This is a genomic window from Pseudomonas sp. GW822-FHT03F08, assembly GCF_058801265.1.
Genome location: NZ_JBXANC010000015.1, coordinates 54,227 through 76,093, shown reverse-complemented (window position 1 = coordinate 76,093; position 21,867 = coordinate 54,227). Strand labels below are relative to the sequence as shown.

The following is a 21,867-nucleotide window of genomic DNA, read 5'->3' as shown; positions in this document are numbered from 1 at the left end:
GCGCGCCAGGGGACACTCAGAGTGTCGAGAGGAAGGTGCTGTTATTGGCCTGCCATTCGGTGATGTCGAGGCGGATGCGCTTCTTGTCGAGCTTGCCGACACTGGTCTTGGGAATTTCAGTAACAAGGGCGATCTGACTCGGAATCGCCCACTTGCTCAGGTGCCCCAGTTCCACGAACGGCTTGAGGTGTTCCTTGAGCTCACGGGCCCCGATGGCGTGCCCTTCGCGGATCACCAGCAAGGCAAACGGGCGCTCGCCCCACTGCGGATCGGCGATGCCCACCACTGCTACTTCACGTACCGCGACGTGGCGACTGATCAGGTCTTCGAGGTCCAGCGAGGAAATCCATTCGCCACCGGTCTTGATCACGTCCTTGATCCGGTCGCGAATGTCGATCACACCCATGCTGTCGAGCGTGGCGACGTCGCCGGTGTGCAGCCAGCCGCCGGCCCACAGCTCGGCGCCCTTCTGCGGTTCGTTGAAATAGCCTTCGGTCAGCCACGGTGCGCGCAGCACCAGTTCGCCCTGGGTTTCGCCATCGGCCGGCAGGAAGTTGCCGTCGCCGTCGACGATGGCCGCTTCGACCAACGGCCCCGGCACGCCGGCCTTGATCCGGTAGGTGGTGCGTTCGTCTTCGGTGCCCGCCATCAGCTCGTCGTTCAGATGCGCGCACGAGACCAATGGCCCGGTTTCCGACATGCCGTAGGCGGCCGTCAGTTGAATGCCCTTGCTCTTGGCCGTTTCGTACAGCGTGCGATTGAGCGCGCTGCCGCCGATGACGATTTTCCAGCCGCCGAAATCAGTGCCTTGCGCGCCTTTGGCGTTGAGCAGCATTTGCAGGATGGTCGGCACGCAATGGGAGAAGGTGACCTTCTCTTTGCGCCACAACTCGACGAGGAATTCCGGGTCGTAACGCCCCGGGTAAACCTGCTTGAGCCCGAGCATGGTCGCCACGTAAGGCAGGCCCCAGGCATGCACATGGAACATCGGGGTGATCGGCATGTACACGTCGTTGGTGCCCAACAGCCGTACGCTGTCGATGGCGCCCATGATGGTCGACACGCCCATGGTGTGCAGCACCAGTTGCCGATGGGTGAAGTACACGCCTTTCGGATTGCCGGTGGTGCCCGTGGTGTAGAACGTGGTGGCGACCGAGTTTTCGTCGAAGTCCTGGAAGTCGTACTGCGGGCTCGCGGCCGCCAGCAACTGTTCGTACTCGCCGACCAGATTCGGCAGATCCGCGGTTTTTTCCGGCAGATCGGTCAGCAGCAGGGTTTTCTCCACCGTCGTAAGGTGCGGCGCGATGGCCTGGTACAGCCCGACGAACTCGCTGTTGACCAGCACAAAGCGGTCCTCGGCGTGATTCATGGTGTAGAGAATCTGTTCCGGGGACAGGCGCACGTTGATGGTGTGGATCACCGCGCCGATCATCGGAATGGCAAACATGCACTCCAGGTAGCGATGGCTGTCCCAGTCCATCACCGCCACGGTATCGCCGGCCTTCACACCGGCCGCCGTCAGTACGTTGGCCAGTCGCGCGACGCGTTCGATCAGCGTCGGGTAGCTGTAGCGCAACTGGTCACGGTAGATGATCTCGCGGGTTTTCTCGTAACGGGCGCCCGACATCAGCAGCCGTTTAATCAGCAGTGGATACTGGTAGGCCCCTTCAGCGGGCGGAATAACGCGAGTCTGCAACATAAGAATCCCTTTTCTGACTGCACGGTGTTGGCGTTGGAGTTTTGTACTCTAGAACCCTTATACGCCAGCCAAATCAGCCAAAGGAATGATTTGCAGAGCCGTACAAATGCTAGCTTTGCGCCAGCATTTGCCGGTATTCGTCACCGATCAGGCCGTTTGCCCTACCGCCGCTTCGGAAGGTGTGCGTGGGAAAACCACAGCAGCGAGGAAAGTCAAAGCGCCAAAACCGGCCAGAATCAGGTAAAGCCCCACAAAACCATGGCGCGGTTCGACATAGGCAATCAGCGGAATCGCCGTCGCACTGGCACCGAACGATAAACAGTAACGCAAGGCAAATACCCGCGACTGCCATTGCGGCGCGACGAAGTTGGCGACCATCGAATCGTTCACCGTCACCTGGCCGAACACCACGAACATGAACGCCGCCCCGACGGCGATCACCGCCCAGCCCTCGACATAAGCCAGCGCGAACAGTAACGGCGCCTGACACAACGTCAGCGCGATAAACGGCCACTTCAGGCTGACGCGGTGCAACACCCGACCGATGCTCAACTGCGCAATCGCGCCAAAGGCGTAAGCCAGGCTGACCACCACACCAAGGGTTTGCGGTGAGGCGAACAGGTCATGCAACCGCTCCTGAAACAGTTTCGGATAGGTCATGGTGGTGGCGTTGAACACCACCCCGCCGGTGGCCGTGGCCAGCGCCAGCACACCAAACACCATGACCATCGAAATACGCTGGCCGCCGGCACCCTTGAGCGCGGTGTGCGGGCGCTTCGGAATCGGCTCCTCGCGCACCTGCAAGGCAAAACCGATCCCCAGCACGATCGCCACGGCACCCGGTAACAGAAATGCCGAGCGCCAGCCGAACTGCGCCACCAACAGCCCGGTGACCAGCGCCGAGAACGCCACGCCGAGGTTGCCCCACATGCCGTTGATACCGATCTCGCGCCCGCGATTCTGCGCGTAGGCCACCAGCATCGCCGTGCCGACCGGGTGATAGATCGCGGCAAAAATGCCGATCAGGGTCAGGCCGAGCACCAGCATCGTCGGGCTGTTACTGAAGCCAGTGAAGATTGCCGAGGCACCGATGCCGAAGAAAAACACCAGCATCATCCGCCGCCGACTCCAGTGATCGCCCAGCCAGCCAGCCGGTAGCGAGCACGCGCCGAACGCGATGAAGCCACCCAGCGACAAGCCGATCAACGCGGCGTAGTCGAGGGCGAAGGCCTGGGTCATACCAAGCACGGCGGCAGGGAAAATCAGCATGAACATGTGATCGATCACATGGGCTGCGTTGATGTAGCGAATGACGTTTCTGGACTGATTCATGACGGCACGCTTTACGTTGTAGTGAGCGCCCATGCTAAGTTGGCCGGAAAGCGCATTCCTGCCAACCAAGTCATCGAATCCGACATGTTGATCAGCCATTTCGAACACGGACCGGTCAGTGCCTATCCCCGGGACTATCTGGACGGCTCGCACCAGCCGCTGCACCTGCACCGCGAGGCGCAATTGCTCTATGCCGTGAACGGGGTGATGCGCGTGGTCACGGCGCAAGGTGCCTGGGTGCTTCCGCCGAGTCGTGCGGTGTGGATTCCGCCGGAAGTCGCCCATGAGATTTTCATGTCCGGCGATGTGCAAATGCGTTCATTGTTCATCGCGCCCGAACTGTCGCCAGCCAGCCTGCAACACTGTTGCGTGCTGGCAGTGACGCCGTTGCTGCGCGAACTGATCCTGCGCGCGGTGCAGGGCCCGCCCCACGCCGACAATCCGCTGATCCAGCAATTGATGCTGGAAGAACTGGCCGGACTCGAAAACCTGCCACTGCATATCCCGATGCCCGGCGACCGGCGCCTGCAAAACATTTGCCTGGCGCTGCTTCGCACCCCGGATCATCCCAACACCCTGGAAGACTGGGCGCAGCAGGTCGGCGCCAGCTCGCGGACCTTGGCGCGGCTGTTCCAGCTACAACTGAAGATGAATTTCAACGCCTGGCGCCAGCAACTGCGCCTGATGGAAGCCCTGCCCCGCCTGCTCGCCGGGGACAGCGTGCAGAGCGTGGCGCGGGATCTGGGTTACGGCAGCGCGCGGGCGTTCAGCGCGATGTTCCGCCGTTTGCTCGGGGACAATCCCCGGGAGTACCTCAACGCCCTGAATCAGCTCAGCTCGATCAATGCATCTCGGTGAACGCGAGTTTCACGCCGATGGCGATCAGCACGGCACCCATGGTGCGGTCGAACCAGTGGCCCATGCGGGCGAAACCGGCGCGCACGCGCTGTTGGCTGAACAACATCGCCACCAGGCAGAACCAGGTGGCGGTCGCGGCAGCCAGGTAAAGCCCGTAACCGGCCTGTACCGCCAGCGGCGTGTGCGGGTTGATCACCACGGTGAACAGCGACAGGAAGAACAGCGTGGCTTTCGGGTTCAGGCCATTGGTCACGAAACCTGAGGTGAAGGCGCCACGGGCGGTGCGTTCGCCGGCCTCTTTGTGCAAATCGTCGGTCACGGCCGGTGCCGGTTGCGCGCGCAAGGCCTTGAAGCCGATGTACAGCAGGTAAGCGGCGGCGGCCCATTTCAGGGCGTTGAACAACACGATCGATTGGGAAACGATCAGGCCGATGCCCAGCAGCGAATAACCGACGTGCAGGAAAATCGCCGTGCCCACGCCCAGTGCCGTCCAGGTACCGGCGCGACGACCGTGGGTCACGCTCTCGCGCACCACCACGGCAAAGTCCGGGCCGGGGCTGGCGACGGCCAGCAGGTGGATCAGTGCAACGGTCAAGAACTCGGTCCAGTACATGGGGGCTCCTTTCGGCCAAGCGTAACGTTTTGTTTCATCTGGTAGGCTCGGCAGATTACGCCTTCCCTTCAAAGCACAACAGGTACAGTTGATGACGAACGCCCACCGCGCCGTATTCCTCGATCACCCTTCCCTGGATCTGGGCGACCTTGACCTCGAGCCGTTGCGCGCCTGCTTCAGCGACCTGCAACTGTTCGCCCAGACACTGCCTGCGCAGGTTGCCGAACGCCTGCAAGGCGCGACCGTTGCCATCAGCAACAAGATCCTGATCGATGCCGCAGCCATGGCTGCCAATCCACAACTGAAACTGATCCTGATCACGGCCACCGGCACCAACAACGTCGATCTGGCCGCCGCCCGCGCCCAGGGAATTACCGTGTGCAACTGCCAGGGTTACGGCACACCGTCGGTGGCGCAACACACGATCATGCTGTTGCTCAACCTCGCCACGCGCCTGGCCGATTATCAAAAAGCCGTCGGTGAAGGACGCTGGCAACAGGCGAAACAGTTCTGCCTGCTGGACTATCCGATCGTCGAACTGGAGGGAAAAACCCTGGGCCTGCTCGGGCATGGCGAACTCGGCGGCGCGGTCGCGCGTCTGGCCGAAGCCTTCGGCATGCGCGTCCTGCTCGGACAGATTCCGGGGCGCCCGGCCCGGCCGGATCGCCTGCCGCTGGAAGAACTGCTGCCACAGATCGACGCCCTCACCCTGCACTGCCCGCTCAATGAACACACCCGGCATTTCATCGGTGCCCGCGAACTGGCGTCCATGAAACCCGGTGCCTTCGTGGTCAACACCGCCCGTGGCGGGCTGATCGACGAACAGGCCCTGGCCGATGCCTTGCGCAACGGTCATCTGGGCGGCGCGGCCACCGATGTGCTGAGCGTCGAGCCACCGACTAATGGCAATCCACTGCTGGCTGCCGACATCCCGCGCCTGATCGTCACCCCGCACAACGCTTGGGGCAGCCGCGAAGCCCGGCAGCGGATCGTGGGTCAATTGGTCGAAAACACCCAGGCGTTCTTCAGCGGTAAGGCGCTGCGGGTCGTCAGTTGATAAACTGCGGCACTTTTTTCACAGGAGCAGTTATGGATCCGCGCAGTGAAGTACTGCTTCGTCAGGTCGAGTTATTCCAGGGTTCGCTGTTGTTGGCCGGTCTGCCCGCCGACGATCTGCTCGGGCGCCTGCCCAACGCCTTTGGCTGGTGCTGGCATGCCGGCGATCAGGCGGCGCTCGATGCGCGCTTTGAAGGCCGCAGCCATTTCGGCGTCAACGTGCCGGAGCGCGAATTCGACAGCGCGGTGGTGTTCCTGCCCAAGTCCAAGGATTTGACCGATTACATCCTCAATGCCGTGGCTTCACGCCTGGCCGGGCGCGAAGTGTTTCTGGTCGGGGAAAAGCGCAGCGGCATCGAAGGTGCATCCAAGCAGCTCAACCCGTTCGGCAAGCCGCGCAAGCTCGACAGCGCGCGTCATTGCCAGTTGTGGCAAGTGACTGTGGCCAACGCTCCAGAAGCTAAATCCCTGGAAAGCCTGGCGCAGACTTATGAGCTGCCACTGGCCGAAGGCCCGCTGAAAGTCATCAGCCTGCCGGGCGTCTTCAGCCATGGCCGACTGGATCGCGGCAGCGCCCTGCTGCTGGAGCATCTGGACAAACTGCCGAGCGGTCATCTGCTGGACTTCGGTTGCGGTGCCGGTGTGCTTGGCGCGGCGGTCAAACGTCGCTACCCGCACAATCAGGTCACGTTGCTCGACGTCGACGCCTTCGCTGCCGCCAGCAGTCGCCTGACTCTGGCAGCCAACGGTCTGGAAGCCGACGTGTTGACCGGTGACGGAATCGACGCCGCACCGATGGGATTGAACGCAATTCTGAGCAACCCGCCGTTCCATGTCGGCGTACACACCGACTATTTCGCCACAGAGAACTTGCTGCGAAAAGCAGCCAAACATCTGAAAAACGGTGGCGAACTGCGTCTGGTGGCGAACAGTTTCCTGAAGTACCAGCCGCTGATCGAAGAGCATCTGGGCGTGTGTGCGATCAAGGCCGAAGGCAATGGTTTCCGGATTTACCGGGCCAAGCGCGGCTGAAAATTAGCACTTGCCGAATGGATTCTGCCTAGGCAGAATCCGCTCCGTCCTAGGGGAGTAGTCTCCCACGAGCGCCATGCTCGTCCGGCATACGTCAACATACTTGATCCTCAGATCATGGCGTATGCGACCCAAGCGTCCGCAGCAGACGGATCGCAGGGTTTGACAAGACCTATGACACGCACACCTTACCCGGGGCGGGAAGGCTGTACGTGTCATAGCCGTGTCGACCCGCCCCTTAGGAAATCCTGATGCTGGACTCGTTACTCGTTCCCACCGCAATCGTTGCCTTGGCCGAAATCGGCGACAAGACGCAACTGCTCGCGCTGATTCTCGCCGCTCGCTTTCGCAAACCCTGGCCGATCATTGCCGGTATCGTCGCTGCGACCCTGGCCAACCACGCGGCAGCCGGTGCGGTAGGCGCCTGGTTCGGCAGCTTCTTCTCCGATGCGGTCCTGCACTGGATTCTCGCCGCGAGCTTCACCGCCACCGCCCTGTGGACGCTGGTGCCGGACAAGATGGACGACGATGAAGCCAGCACCGCCCGCAAGTTCGGGCCGTTCCTGACCACCCTGATCGCATTCTTCCTCGCGGAAATCGGCGACAAGACCCAGATCGCCACCGTGATGCTGGCCGCGCAATACCCGGAACTGTGGCTGGTGATCATCGGCACCACGCTCGGCATGTTGATTGCCAACGTACCAGTGGTTCTGGCGGGTAACTTTGCCGCAGACAAATTGCCATTGACCCTGATCCGTCGCCTCGCGGCTTCGGCGTTCATGATTCTGGCAATCGTCGCGGTGTACAAGGCGATGCAGAGCAGCGGCTGGGTCTGATCCGGCAGATCGCTCCCACACTCAGTGCGGGAGCGATCATTGTTTCAGGACTTTGGCGCTTTTTCGTAAAGCGGCATGACCTTCGGAATGGCCGCCTGCAACGAGGCGATCCGGCTGGAGGATGCCGGGTGAGTGCTCATGAACTCTGGCGGTGCACCTTCGGACGCCTTGCTCATCTTGTTCCACAAGGTGATCGCGGCGTTCGGGTTGTAGCCGGCGCGAGCGGCCAGCTCCAGGCCGATCAAGTCGGCTTCGTTTTCGTTGGCACGGCTGTTGGGCAGCGTCATCCCGTAGTTGGCCACGGTGTCGGCCAGCGCCAGGCTGTCCTGACCCAGACCGAGCAACGCACCGGCGCCTTGCTTGGCCATCTCGATGCCATAGGCCTTGGACATTGCTTCACGACCGTGCTCGCGCAGGGCGTGGGCGATTTCATGACCCATGACCGCGGCGATTTCATCGTCGGTCAGTTTCAGGCTGTCGATCAGCCCGGTGTAGAAAATGATCTTGCCGCCAGGGCCGCAGTTGGCGTTGAGCTCGTCACTCTTGATCAGGTTCACTTCCCACTGCCACTGCGCGGCATCCGGACGGAAGTTCGGCGCCTGGGCGATCAGACGGTTGGCAATCGCCTGAACCCGCTTGGCTTCGTTGCTGGTCTTGTCCAGCACACCTTTGCTGGACGCCTCGCCAACGGTCTTCTGATAGGACTGGGCATACATCTGGTCGACCTCTTGCGAGGACAGCATGCTGAACATGTACTGCTTGCGTTCCACGCCCACGGCACCGCCGCTGGTGGTATTGACCGACTGACAACCGGCCAGCAACAGCGCCGCGCTCAGTGCACTTACAACCAAAGTCTTGTTCATTCAAAAGCTCCCTGAAAACATGCCGCGTATCCTAGGCGGGTAATTGTATCGACGCCAGATACAACAGACGTGATGCACCTGTTTTCAGAAGACACTCCTCAGCCCTGTAGGAAAAAATTCACATCCACCGACAAGCCCTCTGCAACTGCGTCGCGCACTGATCCATTTGCGACATCCACCGTCAATTGCTCGCACTTCGCCTCATGGCGCAATAGTGGCTGCCGATACAGCAGCGCAGATGTCCTCTTGCGTGCGGAGCTTCCATGAAATTCAAGTCGATCCAGTTTTCCGTGGCGGCCCTGGCCGGCGCCATCGTTCTCAGCGTGGTGGCTGCGTTGGTGCTGTATGCGCTGTTTTCCGGCGCCCGCACCCAGGAGATGGTTCAACAACGGACCCAGGCCCAGTTCGAGCAAGTCATCGAACAACGCCTGACCTCGCTGGCACAGACCCAGGTCAGCCAGATCCAGCGCGAGCTGGAAGCGCCGCTGCTGATTGCCGGCGGACTGGTGCGGGTCAACGCCCTGCTCGGCACGCCCGGCGCCGATGGTCAGCCACGACTGACCGTCAGCCGCGAGCAACTGATCAGCCTGATCAAGGAAAACGTCGAGAAAAACCCAAAGATTCTCGGCACCTACATCGGCTGGGAAAAGAACGCACTGGACCACAATGACGCGGCTTACGTCGGCACCAGCGTGGTCGGCATCGACGCCGCCAACGGGCGCTTCCTGCCGTGGTGGTTCCGCAACGAGGACGGCACCCTCGGCCTGGACAAACTGGTGGACGTCGACGACCAGAAAGTCCTGTCCACCGGCGTGCGCGCCAGCGAGTACTACCTGTGCTCGAAAGAAACCAGGAAATCCTGCGTGATCGATCCGGCGCCCTACAAGGTCGGCGACAAGATCGTCATGCTCGCGTCCTTCATTGAACCGATCATGCTCAACGGCGCGTTCCAGGGCATCGTCGGCGCCGACCTGTCGGTGAACTTTATTCAGGAAATGCTCCTGGGCGCGAACCAGAAACTGTACAGCGGCGCCGGGCAAATGGCCCTGATCGGCGGCAACGGCCGGATCGTCGCCTACACCAAGGACCCGAGCAAATTCGGCGAGAAGGTCAGCGACATCCTCGACGCCCAACAGATTGCCAACATGGCCAATCTCAAGCGCGGTGAAGTGACCTACACCGTCAATAAGGATTCGGGCCGGATCGAACTGTACCTGCCATTCGGCATCGGCCAGACCGACGCACGCTGGACGCTGATGCTGCAACTGCCGCTCAACGCAGTGATGGCCGACCTGCAGAAACTCCAGGGTGACCTCGACGCCCAGCGCAAATCCGACACCTTCGGCATGGCCATGGTCGGCCTGATCATCGCCGGCCTCGGCCTGTTGGTGATCTGGCTGGTGGGCCACGGCATCGCTCGGCCACTGAAGCAAATGGTGACCATGCTCGATGACATCGCCCAGGGCGAAGGCGACCTGACCCGTCGTTTGAGCAGTGATCGCAAAGACGAACTTGGCTCAATCGCCAAAGGCTTCAATACCTTCCTCGCGAAGTTGCAGGCGATGATCACGCAGGTGGTGTCGTCGGTACAAAGTGTCAGCGATTCCTCGGAGCACACGGCGGACATCGCGATCCGCACCAATATCGGCATACAGAAGCAGATGGCCGAGATTGATCAGGTTGCCACCGCCGTGCAGGAAATGACCGCCACCGCCCAGGACGTGGCGCGCAACGCGACCCAGGCCGCGCAAGCCGCCAGCCATGCCGATCAGGCTGCCAGCCAAGGCATGCAGATCGTGCGCGACACGTCGAATTCGATTGGCGTGCTGGCTGTGGAAATCAGCAAGGCGGTGGACGTGGTGCAGACGCTGGCCAAGGACAGCGAAAACATCAACGCGATCCTCATCGCCATTCGCGGGATCGCCGAGCAGACCAACCTGCTGGCCCTCAACGCGGCCATCGAGGCTGCCCGTGCCGGTGAGCAGGGTCGCGGATTTGCCGTGGTGGCCGACGAGGTGCGCAACCTGGCGCAGAAAACCCAGAAGGCTACCGAAGAAATCCAGAGCATGATCCAGCAACTGCAACAAGGCACCCGCGACGTGGTGCGGGTCATGGAAGACAGCCAGAACCGCACCGACGAAAGCGTGCAGCACGCGGCCAAGGCAGCCGAAGCGCTGGAGACCATCACCCAGGCGGTGTCGGTGATCAACGACATGAACACCCAGATCGCCAGCGCCGCCGAGGAACAGAGCGCGGTGGCCGACGACATCAACCGCAACGTGATCAACATCGGTCAGGTGGCGAATGAAGTGGCCGGAGGTGCGGACGAGTCCAGTTCGGCGAGTGCGGACCTGACCAAACTGGCGGAGCAGCAGCGGCGGTTGATCAATCAGTTCAAGGTCTGATCAATCAGGCCGGAGTCAGGCACTCCGGCCCGTTGAGCTTCGGATCATTGACCATGTTCGCCAGCACCCGCTCGCGCAAGGCGGCGGGTTCACTGGCGAGCAGGCCTTGCAGGACATGCAGCGGCGTCTCGGGATCGAGCCATGCCGCCTGCCCCGCTTCATCGAGAATCAACGGCCGGCGCTGACTGGCCGCCGGTTGAGTGATCACCGCAGTGCTGAGCCAGACCTGCTCCTGCACCGGATACGCCTCCCAGATCGCCGCAAAAAACAGTGAAGAACCTTCCCCTGGCGTCAGCCAGTACGGACGCTTGCGCGTGGTGCCGCGCCATTCATAGAAGCCGTTGGCCGGCAGAAGGCAACGGCGCAGGCGCAGGGCTTCGCGGAACATCGGTTGTTCGGCGACGGTTTCGGCCCGGGCATGGGCCGGGGTACGCGACAGATCGGTCAGCCACGGCGGCGTCAGCCCCCAACGGGCGCGGGCCAGCGTGCGCTGGCCATCGGCTTCGGCGCGCAGCATCAATACCGAATCGTTGGGGGAAATGTTCCACTGCGCCAACTGATCGGCGGGAAAACCTGGCAGCGCCGCGAAGTCGCGGTTCCAGCGAAACAGGGCATAACGTCCACACATGGGGCAGTACGACTCAAGAATAAAACGAACGCCAGCCTAACAGACCAGCGTACCGGGGAAGCTCTCCGGTTCATCGCCGGGCAGCGGCAGCGCGGCATTGTACGCGCTGATCAGCTCGCGGGCGTATTCGGCCTGATCGTTCTCGACCGACAATCCGAGCAAACCGAAGATCGGCAGCTCGCCCGTGCCACCGAGCAAATCGCGACCGACCAGATGCGCCTCGATGCCTTCGCTGGCAAGCATGCCCTTGAGCATCTCGCCTTCCATCAGGTTTTCCGGCTCGTAGATTCGCTGCATGGGCGCACCTCACTCGTTTTCGCTGAAGACTTCCAGAAACCAGTCCTGACCATCGACCTGCAGGACAAAGGTGATCGGCCGGCAACACACCTGACAGTCTTCGATATAGGTCTGATCGCCCCCCGACAGATCCACGGACGTCTCGACCTCTTCACCACAATACGGACATTCATATACTGCGCTTTCCAGCATCGCGGTCTCCCGGGTGACTTGTGCGTATAATCGCCGGTCTATTTGCAGGGCTATTTTTGTCTGGCTACTTTTTCAGACCGTGCCCCGTTGGTTTTCGATCAAAACCTTTACTTACCCTAGCCGTTTCCAACAAGAGAGCATGATGGGCGAATTCGATGCCATCCGACCTTACGACGACAGCGAAGTACCTGCGGTACTGGCAAGACTGCTCGGCGACAAGGCGTTTCTAGATATCCTCACCCACTTCCGCTTCCCGCGTTTCGCCGGTGCCTTCGGCTGGATGCTCAAACCACTTATAGCCCATCGGCTGCGTCGTGAGTTCGCCGACGTGACGTCGGTGGCCACTTTGCAGGATAAGGTCGAGTTCTACGTCGACCACACCATCGAGCGCGCCACCGACGGCGTGACCTACACTGGTGTCGAGCAATTCAAGTCCGGCAGCGCTTATCTGTTCATCGCCAACCACCGCGACATCGTGATGGACCCGGCTTTCGTCAACTATGCGGTGTACCACGCCGGCCTGCCGACCCCGCGCATCGCGATTGGCGACAACCTGCTGCAAAAACCGTTCGTCAGCGACCTGATGCGCTTGAACAAGAGCTTCATCGTTCACCGTTCGATCACCGGGCGCCGCGAGAAAATGGCGGCGTACCAACTGCTGTCGGCCTACATCAACCACTCGATCCGCAACGATTGCGCCTCGATCTGGATCGCCCAGGCCGAAGGCCGCGCGAAGGACGGCGACGACCGTACCGAGTCGGCGATCCTCAAGATGTTCCACATGAGCCGCAAGGACGAGCCGTTCGGCGAGGTTATCCAGTCGCTGAACCTGACCCCGGTGTCGATCAGCTACGAATACGACCCGTGCGACCAGGCCAAGGCCCGCGAGCTGTACATCCGCGCCACCACCGGCACCTACAGCAAGGCGCCGGGCGAGGATGACGTGAGCATCGCCAAGGGCATCACCGGCTACAAGGGTCGGGTGCACGTGAACTTTGCCGCGCCGATCAGCGAATTGTTCGAAGACACCAAGCAATTGGCAGTCGAGATGGACAAGCAGATTCTCGGCGGCTACCGGTTGTTCCCGGTGCATTACCTGGCGTACGCGCAGTGGGCGGATGCTGATCCGCAACTGAATGTGCCGAAGGCTACCGAGGTGTTCGGCGCCGAGGAACTGGCCAAGGCCCAGGAAGAATGGCAGAACCGGTTGGACGCCTGCCCTGAGGAGCACCGTCCGTATCTGGTGCTGCAATATGCGACGCCGGTGCGCAATCAGTACCGGGTCAAGGCTGGTTTGCCGCTGTAAGCGGTTTCGGCCGGATACAAAAACGGCGCCTTCGGGCGCCGTTTTTCGTTCAGTAGCGGGTACTGATCCAGGACACCAGCAACGCCAGGCCCAGACAGGCAAAGCCGAAGCGGTAGAAGAAGCGATTCATGCGCAGGGTCGCCCAATCCAGCACTGGCTCCTGATCGGGCCGGCTTTGACGCTGGGCCGCGATACTGGCCATCGCTCGTTGTTCACGGCGACGGGTCGCGTGCAGCAGCCAACTGCCCGGGAAAGCCAACAGCAGGGCCAGCAGGTTGATCAGTTTGGCGGGATGGGCGGTAAACAGCGTCATCAAGTGCAGCGACATCACAGACCTCAATCTAAACCGGAATGGCGAACGCCAGACCGACGACCGCGGCGCGGATTCTACCGAAACCCTCCCTCGCAGCCCTACCCTTTACGACAAATAACGCAGCAATCGACCGATGGCTGTCCTGTGTCACGGCATCGTCATTTGTTTCGGCCACCCTGCGCGCCTCGAAACGTAAACGGAATGCGACATGCTTCACGCGGAAAACCAGGATCGCCTGTACCTCATCTCCCCGTCCGACGAACAACAGACCCTCGTCGGCAGCCTGGCCTTCAATGTTCAGGACCGTCACTGGCTGGTGTATTGCGCCCTTGGCGGGCACCAGCATGCGGACTTGCCCGAGACCGACCTGCTGACCGGCGTCAGCGTTCTCGACTTCTATTCACAAGCCGCCTGAACAAAAAAAGCCCGGGACCATCACTGGCCCCGGGCTTTTTCACATCAACCGAAAACTTATTCAGCGAGAATCTGACCCACGGTCGGATCCTTGAACAGACGGGTCAGCGCATCGCTCAGCACATCGCTGACCAGTTTGGTGTTGGTTTCCTGATTCGGCGCCATGCCGAAACGCTGGTCCAGCGACGCGCCGTAACGGCCGCTGTAGCGACGGTTGCCGCTCTGCACATCGGAACGGAAGGTCGCGCCGATGGTGGCCTCGGTCACGTACATGCCTTCTTTCGGCGACTGGTATTTCAGTTCAGTCAGGGTCACGGTCAGTTGTGGAGCATTCATCGCACCGTTGGACGGGGTAAAGCCCAGCAGACGCACGGCCGCTTCGGCCTGAGCCTGCAACTTCGGCAGGATCTGCTCGCGCTGTACGGTGATGGCGCTGGTTTCCGGGTACAGGCCACCGCGGGTGCCCAGGGTTGGCGACGGACGACCGTCGACCACGCGGACCACGACAGGCTGGCCGTGGCCGACCGGTGCCAGCTGAGTGGTCAGCTTCGGTTCCGGGCTCAGTTGTTGCGGGCTGTGGGCGCAGCCAACCAGGGTCAAACTGGTCACAGTGATCAAACCGAACAACAGGCGTTGCAACATGCTCTTCTCTCCAGAATCAGGCACAGACAGGCCCGCAGTATAGCGGTGGGCCACAGCGGGTCACCAGCACTGAAATCTCTGACAAACCCCGGCGCACGCGGTTCCTGTCACAGATTGTTCACCGCCCTTACATGTTCGCTTCACGGTCTTTTGACAATCTTCGTCACAGATCTCCAGAAGGAACACACACCATGCGCTATCTGATCTCGTTGTTCGCTCCACGTCCGCTGCACCGCAGCTTCGCCCTGCTCGACCACAAAGGCCATTGCCAGGCTTTCAAACAGTGCAGCCTGCAGCCAATGGGTGACGGTTGGGTCGAAATCGAGGAAATCCGCCTCAACTGGTTGCACCAGCCTCTGCCTGCCAGCGCCCGGGTCGAACAGCACCGCCCTCGCGCACGCGCCCAGGCGATGTTGAGCATCTGACCGGATGCCTAATAAAAGTCATTAAACTCGACCAACTCCCCGCATTTCTTCGATACAATCTCCCCCCGATTATAAGGACGTCTCCTGATCGGGCCCCGCAACAGCGTCAATGCGCTTGCATTGGCATCAAAATCGCCCACAGAGAGCCGCCCACACAGATCGAGTGAAGCTGGCGTGCTTGCTGTTTCCCTGGCAAATCCCCGCTTTTCGCGAATCTGCAGAGCTGTCATGACGCTCGGTCACTGAGTTGTTTGCCCGTTTTGCCTGCCCATGTATCGCGTGGCGGCAATCCTTCCGGGCACGGTGCCTGGCCCGGACAGCCCTTTTTTGAGGTTCACGTCTTCAAAAGAGCGTGAAAAAAACGGGTTTTCACAACTTCACAAGAGTGTGGCGAGCAAATGAATAGTTTTGCGTCTGAACATGCACCATTAGCGTCTGAAACAGCCCAACGACACAGGAACGGGTACGCCTCGAATACCGGAGCCTGAAGCCTGTCCGCTACGGATTTGGTTGCACAAACGGATGTCTCGACCATAAGTCGAATTGCCAGCCCCGTGCTGAAATGAGTTCATGTGACTCTTGAAGCCAGGCCGCACGCATCCGTCGAAGTTGCGAAAAATTGCGAAGATTCGGACATGGCAAACCTGGCCATGGGTTCCTGGGGCGCCACTGACCTGCCCCGGATACCTGGCAGCCATGCCGACAATTTGGTGCTGCAGATTTTGGAGACGCGTTAAATGGCGCATAACGAAGCAGTCGACGTAGTTCTGGTTGGGGCCGGCATCATGAGTGCCACCCTTGCAGTCCTGCTCAAAGAGCTCGACCCGGCGATCAAGCTGGAAGTCGTCGAGCTGATGGATTCCGGTGCCGCGGAGAGTTCCAACCCGTGGAACAACGCCGGTACCGGCCACGCCGGCCTGTGCGAGCTGAACTACACGCCGCAGGCTGCCGACGGCACCGTCGACATCAAGAAAGCCGTGCACATCAACACCCAGTTCGAGGTGTCGAAGCAGTTCTGGTCGTACCTGACCAGGAAAGGCACGTTCGGCTCGTGCAAATCCTTCATCAGCCCGGTGCCGCACCTGAGCTACGTCGAAGGCGAAAAAGGCGTTTCATTCCTCAAGGAACGCTTCAACGTGCTGCACAAGCACCACGCCTTCGCCGACATGGAATACACCGAAGACAAGGCGAAGATGGCCGAGTGGATGCCATTGATGATGCCGGGCCGTCCGAAAGACCAGGTGCTCGCCGCCACTCGCGTGATCAATGGCACCGACGTCAACTTCGGCGCGCTGACCAATCAGTTGCTCAAGCACCTGACCAGCGCACCGGATGCCCAGGTCAAGTACTGCAAGCGCGTGACCGGGCTGAAGCGTAACGGCAACGGTTGGACCGTCAGCATCAAGGACGTCAACAGTGGCAGCAGCCGCGAAGTCGACGCCAAATTCGTTTTCCTTGGCGCCGGTGGCGCGGCCCTGCCGCTGCTGCAAGCCTCGGGCATCGAAGAAAGCAAAGGCTTCGGTGGCTTCCCGATCAGCGGCCAGTGGCTGCGTTGCGACAACCCGGAAGTGGTCAAGCATCACCAGGCCAAGGTCTACAGCCAGGCTGCGGTAGGTTCGCCACCGATGTCGGTGCCGCACCTGGACACCCGCGTGGTCGATGGCAAGAAGTCCCTGCTGTTCGGGCCATACGCCGGTTTCACCACCAAGTTCCTCAAGCACGGCTCCTTCATGGACCTGCCGCTGTCGGTTCGCGCCGGCAACATCGGCCCGATGCTGGCCGTGGCGAAGAACAACATGGACCTGACCAAGTACCTGGTCAGCGAAGTGATGCAGTCGATGGAACAGCGTCTGGAATCCCTGCGTCGTTTCTACCCCGAGGCGAAAGCCGAAGACTGGCGCCTGGAAGTGGCCGGCCAACGGGTGCAGATCATCAAGAAAGACCCGAAAAAAGGCGGCATCCTGCAGTTCGGTACCGAACTGGTGGCCGCGAAGGACGGCTCCCTCGCCGCCCTGCTCGGCGCTTCGCCAGGTGCTTCGGTGACCGTTTCGATCATGCTGGAACTGATCGAGAAATGCTTCCCGGCCAAGGCCAAGGGTGAGTGGGCTGCCAAACTGGCGGAAATCTTCCCGGCCCGTGAAAAGGTCCTGGAAACCGACGCTGCGCTGTATCGCAAGATCAACGCGCACAACAACGTCGCGCTGGAACTGGTTGCAGCCAGTAACGAGACCGAAAGCTACGCCTGATTCGGCTCCATGAAAAACGCCCCGCACTCAGTGAGTGCGGGGCGTTTTTTTATGCCTCGGGAAAACCGCGGGCAATCAGCCGCGGGCCTTCTCGATCAGCTCGATGTATTCCGGTGCGTTGCGTTGATCGCGGATCTGGTCGACGAAGGTCTTGCCGTGCTCGTCTTTACCATCCACGTCATAACCGGCGGCAACGAAGAAGGTCAGGAAGCGCTCGAAATCGTCGATGCGCAGGCCACGGTAGGCCTTGACCAGTTTGTGCAGCGACGGCGAGGTGGCGTCGACCGGCTCAAAATCGAGGAACAGCTTGATCTGCTCATCGCCGATCTCGTCACCAATCACTTGCTTCTTATCTTTACGCATTGCCGACTCCAGCTCGCAGACATTTCACGGGGCGGGCAGTTTACCCCCGCCCGGGCACAGGGCTCAACGCGCACGCGTGCTGCCGGTGTGCAGATCGGCCCAGATGTGGCCGTTGGCGTAGGTCAGGAACTGCACGTACACCGTTTCGTTGCGCAACAGATCGATCACCACCCGGTACTGGGCCAACGGATAGAAGAGCGTCAGGGTCTTGCTCTTGTCGTCATACACCGGTTTTTTCAGGCTTTTGCTTTCGCCGTCAAAACTGACCAGTACCTGGTTGATCGTCGCGCCCTTGTTCAGCGACTTGCCCTTGAGGCGGATCATCAACGGCGAGGTGACCGGAATCGGCTGCTGATTGGACTGACGCTGGGCACCGACCACCACGGAATAGTCGGTGACCTGCAACAGTTGCTGCTGCTCGGGTTCGGCATCGCGCAGAGTGAGGTCGTCGGGCGGCAGGAATTGGCTGTGCATCGGGGCGGCGGCCAGGGGCAGGCTGAGGGTCAGCAACAGGGCGGCGCAGCTGCGGATCAAGAGGCTCATGACAGGCTCCGGAGGGCGGGGCCGAGCACTTTAGCAGTCTTTAAAAGCAAAAGATCGCAGCCAGGGGCTGCGATCTTTCAGGGGATTCTTACATGCCTTTGACGGCGAAGATCCCGTTGGCGTTGCGCCAGTAGCCTTTGTAGTCCATGCCGTAACCGAAGATGTAACGGTCGACGCACGGCAGGCCGACGAAATCGGCTTTCAGGTCAGGACGGGCCTTGCGGTCGTGGTCCTTGTCGATCAGCACGGCGGTGTGCACTTTGCGCGCGCCAGCGTGTTTGCAGAAGTCGATGATCGCGCCCAGGGTGTGACCTTCGTCGAGGATGTCGTCGATGATCAGCACGTCGCGGTCGATGAACGAGACTTCCGGCTTGGCTTTCCAGAACAGGTCGCCGCCGCTGGTTTCGTTGCGATAGCGGGTGGCGTGCAGGTAGGACGCTTCCAGCGGGAACTGCAGATGGGTCAGCAGCTTGCCGGAGAAAATCAGCCCGCCGTTCATCACACAGAACACCACCGGGTTGCTCTCGGCCAGTTGTTCGTTGATTTGTGCACCGACGCGGGCAATGGCAGCCTCGACTTCAGCTTCGGTGTACAGGCAGTCAGCCTCTCGCATGATTTGACGGATATGCTCGAGATCAGCGGACATGGCGCTCTCCAAGGGGGGTCTGTTTCGGAAAAGCGGGCAAAGGTACGCATCCCGCACGGCCGAATCAAGCATTTGTGGACTAACGTACTGTATGTCCTATAGGACATCACCCTCGGATAGATTAATCTAGGCCGGTTTTTTTGCCCGCCGCCGGAGCCTTTCCCCATGTCCATCCAAGAGATCCGCCATCCGCTGATCCGTCACAAACTTGGCCTTATGCGCCGTGCAGACATCAGCACCAAGAATTTCCGCGAGCTCGCTCAGGAAGTCGGTGCCCTGTTGACCTATGAAGCTACCAAAGACCTGCCGCTGGAAACCTACGATATCGAAGGTTGGTGCGGCACTGTGTCGGTCGAGAAAATCGCCGGCAAGAAGATTACCGTCGTGCCGATCCTGCGTGCCGGCATCGGCATGCTCGAAGGCGTGCTGAGCCTGATCCCGGGCGCCAAGGTCAGCGCCGTCGGCGTTGCCCGTAACGAAGAAACCCTGCAGGCCCACACCTATCTGGAAAAACTGGTTCCGGAAATCGACGAACGCCTGGCCATGATCATCGACCCGATGCTCGCCACCGGCAGTTCCATGGTTGCGACCATCGACCTGCTGAAAAAGGCCGGTTGCAAGGACATCCGCGCGATGGTGCTGGTTGCCGCGCCGGAAGGCATTGCCGCTGTCGAGAAAGCTCACCCGGACGTGATCATCTACACCGCGTCCATCGATCAGAAACTCAACGAGCACGGTTACATCATTCCTGGGCTTGGCGATGCCGGTGACAAGATCTTCGGCACCAAGCAGAAGGACGCGTAACCATGCAGCAAGAGTTCAACGATCCGCTCTGGCGCACGGTGCTGTCCGGCGCACAGATGCTGTTCGTGGCTTTCGGCGCCCTGGTGCTGATGCCGCTGATCACGGGTCTTGACCCGAACGTGGCACTGTTTACCGCAGGTCTTGGGACGATTCTGTTCCAGATCGTCACCGGGCGTCAGGTGCCGGTGTTCCTGGCGTCGAGCTTTGCCTTCATCACCCCGATCATTCTCGCCAAGGGCCAGTTCGGCCTCGCCGCGACCATGGGCGGCGTGATGGCGGCCGGTTTCGTCTACACCTTCCTTGGCCTGGCCGTGAAGATCAAAGGCACCGGGTTCATCGACCGTCTGCTGCCGCCGGTGGTGATCGGTCCGGTGATCATTTCCATTGGCCTGGCCATGGCGCCGATTGCCGCGAACATGGCGATGGGCAAGGCCGGTGACGGTTCGGAGCTGATCCATTACCAGACCGCGATGATGATCTCGATGCCGGCATTGCTGACCACGTTGATCGTGGCGGTGTTCGGCAAAGGCATCTTCCGCCTGGTACCGATCATTTCCGGCGTGCTGGTGGGTTTCGCCATGTCCTTCTATTTCGGTGTCGTCGACACCGCGAAGATTGCGGCAGCCCCGTGGTTTGCGATCCCTCACTTCACTGCGCCCGAGTTCAACTGGCAGGCGATCCTGTTCATTGTCCCGGTGGCGCTGGCCCCGGCCATCGAGCACATCGGCGGCGTGATTGCCGTCGGCAGCGTGACCGGTCGCGACTACCTGAAGAAACCGGGCCTGCATCGCACCCTGCTGGGTGACGGTATCGCCACCACGGCCGCCGGCCTGTTCGGCGGTCCGCCCAACACCACCTACGCCGAAGTGACTGGCGCGGTGATGCTGACCAAGAACTACAACCCGAAAATCATGACCTGGGCGGCGATCTTCGCCATCAGCCTGGCGTTCATCGGCAAGTTCGGTGCCCTGTTGCAAAGCATTCCGGTGCCGGTGATGGGCGGGATTCTGTGCCTGTTGTTCGGTTCGATCGCGGCGGTGGGGATGAACACCCTGATCCGTCACAAGATCGATCTGGGCGAGGCGCGCAATCTGGTGATCGTTTCCGTCACGCTGGTGTTCGGGATTGGCGGTGTGCTGGTCGGCACCGGCACCGGTCCGGATGACTTCGGCCTCAAAGGCATCGCGCTGTGCGCGGTGGTGGCGATTGCGCTGAACCTGATCCTGCCGGGCAACGACAGCTGGAAACACAAGAAGGCGGATGAGCCGCTGCTCTAAGCCTTGAGCGTTGGTCGTTCCCACGTTGCGTGGGAACGACCATGTTTTCAGAGAGCCAGTGGCGCCCGCTCACAAAGCGTCGCCAATGCCTTTGCCCATTGCGGGTCATCGTTCAGGCACGGCACCAGCACCAACTCCTCCCCTCCCGCCTCGCGGAACTGTTCCTTGCCGCGATCGCCGATCTCTTCCAGGGTCTCGATGCAATCGGCGACAAACGCCGGGCACATCACCAGAATCTTCTTCACGCCGCTCTTGGCCAACTCATCCAGCCGCGCTTCGGTGTAGGGTTCGATCCATTTCGCCCGGCCCAGCCGCGACTGAAACGACACCGACCATTTACCGTCCGGGATGCCCATGCGCTTGGCAAACTCGGCCGCCGTGCGCAGGCACTGGCCGCGATAGCAGGTGGCAACCACCTCCGGTGGTGCACCGGCACAGCAATCGCCGCCGCCCTCGAAACTGTGCCCCGGATTGAGTTTTTTCAGGTGCCGTTCCGGCAAGCCATGGAAGCTCAGCAGCAGGTGATCGTAATCCTGCTGCAAGTGCGGTCGGGCACTCTCCGCCAGCGCATCAAGGTATTCCGGCTGATCGTAGAACGGCTGCAATACCGACAGTTGCACATCGAGTTTCTTCTCGCGCACAACCCGCTTGGCTTCTTCGATCACGGTGGTCGTGGTGCTGTCGGCGAACTGTGGATAAAGCGGCGCGAGGGTGATGCGCTTGTGCCCCGCCGCGACCAGCTTCAACAGGCTTGTCTCAATCGATGGCTCGCCGTAACGCATGGCCAGTTCCACCGGGCCGTGGGTCCACTGCGCCTTCATCTGCTGTTGCAGGCGACGGCTGAGCACCACCAGCGGCGAGCCTTCATCCCACCAGATCGAGGCGTAGGCATGGGCCGACTGCTCGGGGCGCTTGATCAGGATCAGCGACACCAACAGACGCCGCACCGGCCACGGCAGGTCGATCACGTACGGGTCCATCAGAAATTGATTGAGGTAGCTGCGCACGTCGGCCACCGAAGTGGAGGCCGGCGAACCCAGGTTGACCAGAAGCAAGGCGTGATCGGTCATGCAACGT

The 21,867-nt window shown here is 60.9% G+C and carries 24 protein-coding genes, 1 pseudogene and 1 riboswitch; of the genes and pseudogenes, 12 read left to right on the top strand and 13 right to left on the bottom strand.

Annotation, left to right across the window (positions count from 1 at the left end; genetic code table 11):
- Nucleotides 1–16 precede the first annotated feature (16 nt).
- Entirely contained in the window at nt 17–1,699 is a 1,683-nt protein-coding gene (locus AC1RME_RS28480; protein WP_096822785.1) for a fatty acid--CoA ligase, read from the bottom strand.
- 147 nt (nt 1,700–1,846) lie between these two features.
- Entirely contained in the window at nt 1,847–3,031 is a 1,185-nt protein-coding gene (locus AC1RME_RS28475; RefSeq protein ID WP_096822793.1) for an MFS transporter, read from the bottom strand.
- Nucleotides 3,032–3,115: 84 nt separating this feature from the next.
- On the opposite strand from AC1RME_RS28475, the gene AC1RME_RS28470 reads away from it, so the two are divergent.
- Nucleotides 3,116–3,889: an AraC family transcriptional regulator gene (locus AC1RME_RS28470; RefSeq protein ID WP_096822794.1), complete on the top strand. Its 774-nt coding sequence runs from the start codon at nt 3,116–3,118 to the stop codon at nt 3,887–3,889.
- Here AC1RME_RS28470 and AC1RME_RS28465 read toward each other — a convergent pair.
- Nucleotides 3,873–4,502: a LysE family translocator gene (locus AC1RME_RS28465; RefSeq protein WP_096822784.1), complete on the bottom strand. Its 630-nt coding sequence runs from the start codon at nt 4,500–4,502 to the stop codon at nt 3,873–3,875. The two genes, AC1RME_RS28470 and AC1RME_RS28465, sit on opposite strands and share 17 nt — an antisense overlap.
- Before the next feature lie 91 nt (nt 4,503–4,593).
- On the opposite strand from AC1RME_RS28465, the gene AC1RME_RS28460 reads away from it, so the two are divergent.
- The 3 genes from AC1RME_RS28460 to AC1RME_RS28450 all read left to right on the top strand — a co-directional run bounded on the left by AC1RME_RS28460 (nt 4,594) and on the right by AC1RME_RS28450 (nt 7,426).
- Nucleotides 4,594–5,559 (top strand): 2-hydroxyacid dehydrogenase, encoded by a 966-nt coding sequence (locus AC1RME_RS28460; protein ID WP_096822783.1) that lies wholly within the window; start codon nt 4,594–4,596, stop codon nt 5,557–5,559.
- 32 nt (nt 5,560–5,591) lie between these two features.
- Complete coding sequence (locus tag AC1RME_RS28455) at nt 5,592–6,590, top strand: methyltransferase (RefSeq protein ID WP_096822782.1); 999 nt, start codon at nt 5,592–5,594, stop codon at nt 6,588–6,590.
- A gap of 39 nt (nt 6,591–6,629) precedes the next feature.
- Nucleotides 6,630–6,754, top strand: a riboswitch (yybP-ykoY riboswitch).
- Nucleotides 6,755–6,841: 87 nt separating this feature from the next.
- Complete coding sequence (locus AC1RME_RS28450; RefSeq protein WP_096822781.1) at nt 6,842–7,426, top strand: TMEM165/GDT1 family protein; 585 nt, start codon at nt 6,842–6,844, stop codon at nt 7,424–7,426.
- 44 nt (nt 7,427–7,470) lie between these two features.
- Here AC1RME_RS28450 and AC1RME_RS28445 read toward each other — a convergent pair whose 3' ends face one another.
- On the bottom strand, nt 7,471–8,289 hold the full coding sequence (locus AC1RME_RS28445) for a M48 family metallopeptidase (protein ID WP_096822780.1): 819 nt from the start codon (nt 8,287–8,289) through the stop codon (nt 7,471–7,473).
- A 263-nt stretch (nt 8,290–8,552) separates the two neighbouring features.
- Between AC1RME_RS28445 and AC1RME_RS28440 the strand changes: the two are divergent.
- Together AC1RME_RS28440 and AC1RME_RS28435 are read left to right on the top strand one after the other, a co-directional pair.
- Nucleotides 8,553–9,839 (top strand): annotated as a pseudogene (locus tag AC1RME_RS28440) (methyl-accepting chemotaxis protein); the annotation flags it as partial.
- Between the two features lie 12 nt (nt 9,840–9,851).
- On the top strand, nt 9,852–10,694 hold the full coding sequence (locus AC1RME_RS28435) for a methyl-accepting chemotaxis protein (protein ID WP_371858319.1): 843 nt from the start codon (nt 9,852–9,854) through the stop codon (nt 10,692–10,694).
- Nucleotides 10,695–10,698: 4 nt separating this feature from the next.
- Here the strand turns inward: AC1RME_RS28435 and AC1RME_RS28430 are convergent, their stop codons facing one another.
- The 3 genes from AC1RME_RS28430 to AC1RME_RS28420 are packed head-to-tail and all read right to left on the bottom strand — an operon-like array spanning nt 10,699 to nt 11,811.
- The gene (locus AC1RME_RS28430; protein WP_096822778.1) at nt 10,699–11,322 is read right to left on the bottom strand and encodes an SOS response-associated peptidase; all 624 of its coding nucleotides are present in this window, start codon (nt 11,320–11,322) and stop codon (nt 10,699–10,701) included.
- Nucleotides 11,323–11,358: 36 nt separating this feature from the next.
- Complete coding sequence (locus AC1RME_RS28425) at nt 11,359–11,619, bottom strand: putative signal transducing protein (protein ID WP_085709319.1); 261 nt, start codon at nt 11,617–11,619, stop codon at nt 11,359–11,361.
- Between the two features lie 9 nt (nt 11,620–11,628).
- Nucleotides 11,629–11,811 (bottom strand): CPXCG motif-containing cysteine-rich protein, encoded by a 183-nt coding sequence (locus tag AC1RME_RS28420; protein ID WP_096822777.1) that lies wholly within the window; start codon nt 11,809–11,811, stop codon nt 11,629–11,631.
- Between the two features lie 142 nt (nt 11,812–11,953).
- Here AC1RME_RS28420 and AC1RME_RS28415 point away from each other — a divergent pair, with 142 nt between their 5' ends.
- Entirely contained in the window at nt 11,954–13,117 is a 1,164-nt protein-coding gene (locus AC1RME_RS28415) for a 1-acyl-sn-glycerol-3-phosphate acyltransferase (RefSeq protein ID WP_176504904.1), read from the top strand.
- A gap of 49 nt (nt 13,118–13,166) precedes the next feature.
- Here the strand turns inward: AC1RME_RS28415 and AC1RME_RS28410 are convergent, their stop codons facing one another.
- A complete protein-coding gene (locus tag AC1RME_RS28410; RefSeq protein ID WP_096822775.1) occupies nt 13,167–13,445 on the bottom strand; it encodes a hypothetical protein in 279 nt (92 codons plus the stop codon).
- A 193-nt stretch (nt 13,446–13,638) separates the two neighbouring features.
- Here AC1RME_RS28410 and AC1RME_RS28405 point away from each other — a divergent pair, with 193 nt between their 5' ends.
- A complete protein-coding gene (locus AC1RME_RS28405; RefSeq protein WP_039766399.1) occupies nt 13,639–13,845 on the top strand; it encodes a hypothetical protein in 207 nt (68 codons plus the stop codon).
- 56 nt (nt 13,846–13,901) lie between these two features.
- Here AC1RME_RS28405 and AC1RME_RS28400 read toward each other — a convergent pair whose 3' ends face one another.
- A complete protein-coding gene (locus AC1RME_RS28400) occupies nt 13,902–14,486 on the bottom strand; it encodes a YajG family lipoprotein (protein WP_096822774.1) in 585 nt (194 codons plus the stop codon).
- Nucleotides 14,487–14,677: 191 nt separating this feature from the next.
- Here AC1RME_RS28400 and AC1RME_RS28395 point away from each other — a divergent pair, with 191 nt between their 5' ends.
- Nucleotides 14,678–14,911, top strand: coding sequence for a hypothetical protein (locus AC1RME_RS28395; RefSeq protein WP_096822773.1), 234 nt, complete (start codon nt 14,678–14,680; stop codon nt 14,909–14,911).
- Between the two features lie 737 nt (nt 14,912–15,648).
- Entirely contained in the window at nt 15,649–17,157 is a 1,509-nt protein-coding gene (mqo, locus tag AC1RME_RS28390; RefSeq protein ID WP_096822772.1) for a malate dehydrogenase (quinone), read from the top strand.
- A gap of 75 nt (nt 17,158–17,232) precedes the next feature.
- Here mqo and AC1RME_RS28385 read toward each other — a convergent pair whose 3' ends face one another.
- The 3 genes from AC1RME_RS28385 to AC1RME_RS28375 form a co-directional block, all read right to left on the bottom strand.
- Nucleotides 17,233–17,520 (bottom strand): PA4642 family protein, encoded by a 288-nt coding sequence (locus AC1RME_RS28385; protein WP_007951679.1) that lies wholly within the window; start codon nt 17,518–17,520, stop codon nt 17,233–17,235.
- A 63-nt stretch (nt 17,521–17,583) separates the two neighbouring features.
- On the bottom strand, nt 17,584–18,063 hold the full coding sequence (locus AC1RME_RS28380) for a hypothetical protein (RefSeq protein WP_096822771.1): 480 nt from the start codon (nt 18,061–18,063) through the stop codon (nt 17,584–17,586).
- Between the two features lie 88 nt (nt 18,064–18,151).
- Nucleotides 18,152–18,709 (bottom strand): hypoxanthine-guanine phosphoribosyltransferase, encoded by a 558-nt coding sequence (locus AC1RME_RS28375; protein ID WP_096822770.1) that lies wholly within the window; start codon nt 18,707–18,709, stop codon nt 18,152–18,154.
- A 165-nt stretch (nt 18,710–18,874) separates the two neighbouring features.
- On the opposite strand from AC1RME_RS28375, the gene upp reads away from it, so the two are divergent.
- Together upp and AC1RME_RS28365 are read left to right on the top strand one after the other, a co-directional pair.
- Nucleotides 18,875–19,513 carry a uracil phosphoribosyltransferase gene (gene upp, locus AC1RME_RS28370; protein ID WP_007951682.1) on the top strand — a complete coding sequence of 213 codons (639 nt, stop codon included), beginning with the start codon at nt 18,875–18,877 and terminating at the stop codon, nt 19,511–19,513.
- Nucleotides 19,514–19,515: 2 nt separating this feature from the next.
- The gene (locus tag AC1RME_RS28365) at nt 19,516–20,790 is read left to right on the top strand and encodes a uracil-xanthine permease family protein (RefSeq protein WP_096822768.1); all 1,275 of its coding nucleotides are present in this window, start codon (nt 19,516–19,518) and stop codon (nt 20,788–20,790) included.
- 47 nt (nt 20,791–20,837) lie between these two features.
- On the opposite strand, the gene hemH is transcribed toward AC1RME_RS28365, so the two are convergent.
- Nucleotides 20,838–21,860 (bottom strand): ferrochelatase, encoded by a 1,023-nt coding sequence (gene hemH / locus AC1RME_RS28360; protein WP_096822767.1) that lies wholly within the window; start codon nt 21,858–21,860, stop codon nt 20,838–20,840.
- Nucleotides 21,861–21,867 lie beyond the last annotated feature (7 nt).

Bases quoted from the DNA above. Each gene is read 5' to 3' on its own strand.
- AC1RME_RS28420 (WP_096822777.1), bottom strand. From the start codon at position 11,811: ATGCTGGAAAGCGCAGTATATGAATGTCCGTATTGTGGTGAAGAGGTC.
- mqo (WP_096822772.1), top strand. From the start codon at position 15,649: ATGGCGCATAACGAAGCAGTCGACGTAGTTCTGGTTGGGGCCGGCATC.
- AC1RME_RS28380 (WP_096822771.1), bottom strand. From the start codon at position 18,063: ATGAGCCTCTTGATCCGCAGCTGCGCCGCCCTGTTGCTGACCCTCAGC.
- AC1RME_RS28425 (WP_085709319.1), bottom strand. From the start codon at position 11,619: ATGCAGCGAATCTACGAGCCGGAAAACCTGATGGAAGGCGAGATGCTC.
- AC1RME_RS28375 (WP_096822770.1), bottom strand. From the start codon at position 18,709: ATGTCCGCTGATCTCGAGCATATCCGTCAAATCATGCGAGAGGCTGAC.
- AC1RME_RS28445 (WP_096822780.1), bottom strand. From the start codon at position 8,289: ATGAACAAGACTTTGGTTGTAAGTGCACTGAGCGCGGCGCTGTTGCTG.
- upp (WP_007951682.1), top strand. From the start codon at position 18,875: ATGTCCATCCAAGAGATCCGCCATCCGCTGATCCGTCACAAACTTGGC.
- AC1RME_RS28385 (WP_007951679.1), bottom strand. From the start codon at position 17,520: ATGCGTAAAGATAAGAAGCAAGTGATTGGTGACGAGATCGGCGATGAG.
- AC1RME_RS28365 (WP_096822768.1), top strand. From the start codon at position 19,516: ATGCAGCAAGAGTTCAACGATCCGCTCTGGCGCACGGTGCTGTCCGGC.
- AC1RME_RS28430 (WP_096822778.1), bottom strand. From the start codon at position 11,322: ATGTGTGGACGTTATGCCCTGTTTCGCTGGAACCGCGACTTCGCGGCG.
- AC1RME_RS28480 (WP_096822785.1), bottom strand. From the start codon at position 1,699: ATGTTGCAGACTCGCGTTATTCCGCCCGCTGAAGGGGCCTACCAGTAT.
- AC1RME_RS28415 (WP_176504904.1), top strand. From the start codon at position 11,954: ATGGGCGAATTCGATGCCATCCGACCTTACGACGACAGCGAAGTACCT.
- AC1RME_RS28470 (WP_096822794.1), top strand. From the start codon at position 3,116: ATGTTGATCAGCCATTTCGAACACGGACCGGTCAGTGCCTATCCCCGG.
- AC1RME_RS28455 (WP_096822782.1), top strand. From the start codon at position 5,592: ATGGATCCGCGCAGTGAAGTACTGCTTCGTCAGGTCGAGTTATTCCAG.
- AC1RME_RS28410 (WP_096822775.1), bottom strand. From the start codon at position 13,445: ATGTCGCTGCACTTGATGACGCTGTTTACCGCCCATCCCGCCAAACTG.
- AC1RME_RS28405 (WP_039766399.1), top strand. From the start codon at position 13,639: ATGCTTCACGCGGAAAACCAGGATCGCCTGTACCTCATCTCCCCGTCC.
- hemH (WP_096822767.1), bottom strand. From the start codon at position 21,860: ATGACCGATCACGCCTTGCTTCTGGTCAACCTGGGTTCGCCGGCCTCC.
- AC1RME_RS28450 (WP_096822781.1), top strand. From the start codon at position 6,842: ATGCTGGACTCGTTACTCGTTCCCACCGCAATCGTTGCCTTGGCCGAA.
- AC1RME_RS28395 (WP_096822773.1), top strand. From the start codon at position 14,678: ATGCGCTATCTGATCTCGTTGTTCGCTCCACGTCCGCTGCACCGCAGC.
- AC1RME_RS28460 (WP_096822783.1), top strand. From the start codon at position 4,594: ATGACGAACGCCCACCGCGCCGTATTCCTCGATCACCCTTCCCTGGAT.
- AC1RME_RS28400 (WP_096822774.1), bottom strand. From the start codon at position 14,486: ATGTTGCAACGCCTGTTGTTCGGTTTGATCACTGTGACCAGTTTGACC.
- AC1RME_RS28435 (WP_371858319.1), top strand. From the start codon at position 9,852: ATGATCACGCAGGTGGTGTCGTCGGTACAAAGTGTCAGCGATTCCTCG.
- AC1RME_RS28475 (WP_096822793.1), bottom strand. From the start codon at position 3,031: ATGAATCAGTCCAGAAACGTCATTCGCTACATCAACGCAGCCCATGTG.
- AC1RME_RS28465 (WP_096822784.1), bottom strand. From the start codon at position 4,502: ATGTACTGGACCGAGTTCTTGACCGTTGCACTGATCCACCTGCTGGCC.